Genomic DNA, 3,821 nt, shown 5'->3' with positions numbered 1-3,821 from the left:
TTCAGGCGCTGCGTCGATCTGGTCGTATGCCTTGGCTTCGCCGCCGAACTTGGTGGACAGCACGGTGGCAATCGCCGCAGTCAGCGTCGTCTTGCCGTGGTCCACGTGGCCGATCGTGCCCACGTTGACGTGGGGCTTGGTCCGCTCGAACTTACCTTTTGCCATTTTTCCGACTCCGAAAAAAATCTACATCAATACAACAGAAAATCGGCGCACTCCGAATCGGATACACCTTCAATTGGTGCCCATGGCGGGAATCGGACCCGCGACCTCTCCCTTACCAAGGGAGTGCTCTACCACTGAGCCACATGGGCAACTGACGCCGAACACACGACATCACAAACTCATTTCATCCAGCATCAGCAAGTCATGGAGCGGGAGACGGGAATCGAACCCGCGTCATTAGCTTGGAAGGCTAGGGTTCTACCATTGAACTACTCCCGCATCAGCCTTACAGCCATGCGCCTCAAGTCAGCATCTCGCTGACCCGAGATATCAATGCCTTGCTTGCTGGTGGAGGGGACTGGATTCGAACCAGTGTAGGCGTAAGCCAACAGATTTACAGTCTGCCCCCTTTAGCCACTCGGGCACCCCTCCGGCGAATTTCGAATTATAGCACTAAGTTTTTCAATGCCGAAAGTATGGACCGCCGGTCGAGCGTCCCGACGCTGCAAGAAAAAAGAGTGGCGCGGCTGGCGGGGATCGAACCCACGACCCTTGGCTTCGGAGGCCAATACTCTATCCACTGAGCTACAGCCGCATGTCTGCTGCGCGAGGCTTGAGATTATCGCACGCCGCCGATGCAGCCTCGAAAACTCCGCCCATCCGCCTCTCAGCCCGGTCCGCCGCGCAATCATGCGAGGCTGGGCGGTCTATCACCGATTCAACGGGCCAGACCGCAAGCACGAACGCCAGTGCTTGCCACGACCAGCCCTGCCCTGCCTGCACCACGATTCCGCTGGGCATCGACCCGCCGCACGTGACATCCGGGCCCGCCTTTGTGATGTCTCGCAGCAAGGCCCGGATGATCTTTTTAAAAACGCAAAACGACCAGAGGACCGTCAACGCGCCCGTGGCGGATGGCGATTGGGTTTCCCTGGTTGCGACTGGGCATGAGGAGTCGCGCCGTTGTCGTACTGGTCGCCGGCACTTCACTCACCGTCGCGTCTGACGGCTTTGCCCTCGTGGCCGCAGCCGAATGCGCAGGGCCCGATCCGTCACGCTCCGAGCAATCCGTTTTTCAAGCTCAAGGGCGAAGCGCTCGCTCAGTGCGTTGCCGCCGAAGGTGGTGGATGGCGATGAGCAGCATATGACCTGCGCGAAGGCACCAGCGCCGAGGCTGGCACATATAATCGAGGGTTAATCTAGTCGAACCAGCCCGATACACCAGAGGACGTCATGAGCGACACCCAACACGAAGAAGCCCATACCGGCCCGATCAAGAACCCAAAGCAGTTGTTGTTTGCGGTACTTTTCTCGTTTGTGATACCGATTTTCGCCATCATCGGCTTGGTTCTTTATGTCACATCAGCGGACAAGCCAGCCGCTGGTGCAGTGAATCCCGAGAAGGCCATCGCGCAGCGCATCCAGAAGGTGGGCATGGTGGAAATCCGTGATGCGAACCGCCCGCTCAAGAGCGGTCAAGAGGTGTACGCGGCGCAGTGCGCGGCCTGCCACACTGCGGGCGCGGCTGGTGCGCCCAAGCTTGCCGATGCCGAGGCTTGGTCGGCGCGCATCAAGACGGGGTTCGAAGCGCTGGTGCATTCTGCGCTCAAGGGCAAGGGTGCCATGGCAGCGCAGGGCGGCGGAGATTTCAATGATACGGAGATCGCCCGCGCTGTGGCCTACATGGCAAATTCTGCCGGGGCCAAGTTTTCCGAGCCGGCCGCTCCAGCGGCCGCAGGTGCACCAGCAGTCGAGGTGAAGGCCGAAGCAGCCCCTGCCGTCGCAGCGGTCGCGGTGTCAGCAGCGCCCGCTACCGCTCCAGCCACCGCTGCAGCGCCTATGGTGACTGCTGCGACAGGTGAGGCGCTTTACAAGCAGGCCTGCCAGGCCTGTCACGTAGCAGGCGTTGCCGGCGCCCCCAAGCTGGGCGACAAGGCGGCATGGTCGGCGCGCCTGTCCACCGGTATCGATGCGCTGCACGCCAGTGTCATCAAGGGCAAAGGCGCCATGCCTCCACGCGGGGGCAGCCAGGCGTCTGACGCCGAATTGCGCGCAGCCGTGGAGTTCATGACCGCATCGGTTAAATAGACGGCGCAGCGGGCGGATGGCGCTCGCAGCGCCTGCCTGGGGCAGGTCTCCCAGACCGTAACAAGTGATCCCTGCGTGGCCTCTGTTCGGGTGTGTGCGACTGGTTTTTGATCGGGCAGTGTGCAGTCGGTCTGGATTGTTCCTTCGCGATCTGGAAAGCGCTCTGCAACCGGATGTTGCTATTATTTAGATAGCAACAAAGGCCCGTGCGGCGTGCGTGATGGCCGTTTTTGATATCGGATTTCATTGCGGATCCTGCGCTCAGGACACCAACGGGCAACGTGCTTACACGGCAGCGCCGGATCTCAGCGCTGCGTCTGGGCAACATGGCTCGCCGCAGGGCTCATCACATACCCAAATCGTTCTGAGAGATCGGCAGCAATGATTTCCGAAGGCGTCCACTGCCCTGTCTCGATGGCCTGTGCCACCAAGGTTGTGTCGTTGCTGTGCACCAACCCTATTCCCAGATCGGTCAGCAAATAGACGCGTCCTAGCTCATCGACCAGACATTGCCGGGGCGTGGCGGGGATACCCGTGTGTGACACGACGGTGAGGTCGGGCTGGATCCGCCAGACCCACGGTGTCACTTCGAGTTCGACATAAACCCGCTGCGGCCCGTTTTGAAAGTACCACTGGCCTGTCGGATCGGCCTCGTAATTGCGCCCGATGAAGTCGATGAGCTTGTCGTGTGCCAGCCGGGAACCGCGGGACGAGGGAAACGGGCCGCCGGCCTGGGTCGCGTCATCCCTCAGATACCAATGGCCACGCGCGTCCAGCCCGAGCCAGCCCCGGCAAGCGGGCACGTGGGGCCATTTATCCAGCGCTTTCTTGACGATGTCGTCCATGGGGTGATTTTGCCGTGGCTGCGACCCTCAGCCCGGCACGGGTGGTCAGCCAGCCTGCCACCGCATCGGGCATGGCCCGCACATGGCCAGGCGGGCGCCCGCTGGCAAATCCCACATGGCCGCCATGTGCCGGTTGCCAGAGGGTGACGCAACTGCCTACATCCCGCGGTCCGGGAAGACTGCGCGCGGGTACAAACGGATCGTTGAGCGGGTTGACCACCAATGCCGGGACCCTGATGGCCCCCAGCAGCGGCTTGGCCGATGCCCGGTGCCAATAGTCTTCGGTGTTTTGAAAGCCATGCAGTGGTGCGGTGAACACGTTGTCGAAGGCATAGAGATCGCGCGCCGCAAGCAGGGCCTGCCGGTCGAAAAGCCCGGGGTGCTGGGCCAGTTTTTGCAGGGCTTTGGGTACCAGGGTTCGCATGAACATGCGGTTGTAGACCTGCCGGTTAAAACCCCGGCCGATGGCGCAGCCGCCCGCTGCAAGATCAATTGGCGCACAGACACCAGCGATGGCATCCACCCAGCGCCCTGCGTCTTGGCCCACTTCACCTGCCCAGCGCAGCAGGGCGTTGCCGCCCAACGAATGAAAGGGACTTCCCCGTCCCAAGTGAGCCGCGCCCCGTGGGGGTTGCGGTTTACGGCAACGAAGTGCCACGATGGAGAGGCGAATCTTTTCATCAACTCACTTTTTCTGGAAGGGGAAGTCATGGCAATCGTAAC

Annotated in this window: 3 protein-coding genes, 4 tRNA genes and 1 pseudogene; 1 reads left to right on the top strand and 7 read right to left on the bottom strand. The window is 61.4% G+C overall.

Annotated elements, in window-relative coordinates; genetic code table 11:
• The 5 genes from ACK543_RS02795 to ACK543_RS02775 all read right to left on the bottom strand — a co-directional run.
• A partial coding sequence (locus ACK543_RS02795; RefSeq protein ID WP_409941337.1) for a GTP-binding protein occupies window positions 1-165 on the bottom strand: 165 nt, incomplete at its 3' end.
• Window positions 166-239: 74 nt separating this feature from the next.
• Window positions 240-314 (bottom strand) — tRNA-Thr (locus ACK543_RS02790).
• 56 nt (window positions 315-370) lie between these two features.
• Window positions 371-444, bottom strand: a tRNA-Gly gene (locus ACK543_RS02785).
• 67 nt (window positions 445-511) lie between these two features.
• Window positions 512-597, bottom strand: a tRNA-Tyr gene (locus ACK543_RS02780).
• A gap of 87 nt (window positions 598-684) precedes the next feature.
• Window positions 685-760, bottom strand: a tRNA-Arg gene (locus tag ACK543_RS02775).
• A gap of 638 nt (window positions 761-1,398) precedes the next feature.
• On the opposite strand from ACK543_RS02775, the gene ACK543_RS02770 reads away from it, so the two are divergent.
• Complete coding sequence (locus ACK543_RS02770) at window positions 1,399-2,253, top strand: c-type cytochrome (RefSeq protein ID WP_409941336.1); 855 nt, start codon at window positions 1,399-1,401, stop codon at window positions 2,251-2,253.
• Window positions 2,254-2,558: 305 nt separating this feature from the next.
• On the opposite strand, the gene ACK543_RS02765 is transcribed toward ACK543_RS02770, so the two are convergent.
• Window positions 2,559-3,098: a DUF2946 family protein gene (locus tag ACK543_RS02765; protein ID WP_409941335.1), complete on the bottom strand. Its 540-nt coding sequence runs from the start codon at window positions 3,096-3,098 to the stop codon at window positions 2,559-2,561.
• Window positions 3,067-3,684, bottom strand: a pseudogene (locus tag ACK543_RS02760) (YheT family hydrolase); the annotation flags it as partial. The gene ACK543_RS02765 and the pseudogene ACK543_RS02760, both read right to left, overlap by 32 nt.
• Between the last annotated feature and the right edge of the window lie 137 nt (window positions 3,685-3,821).

The sequence above is a fragment of the Acidovorax sp. genome (assembly GCF_046341535.1).
In the GTDB taxonomy this organism is placed as follows: Bacteria; Pseudomonadota; Gammaproteobacteria; order Burkholderiales; family Burkholderiaceae_C; genus Acidovorax.
This window is presented reverse-complemented; position numbering and strand designations above follow the sequence as displayed.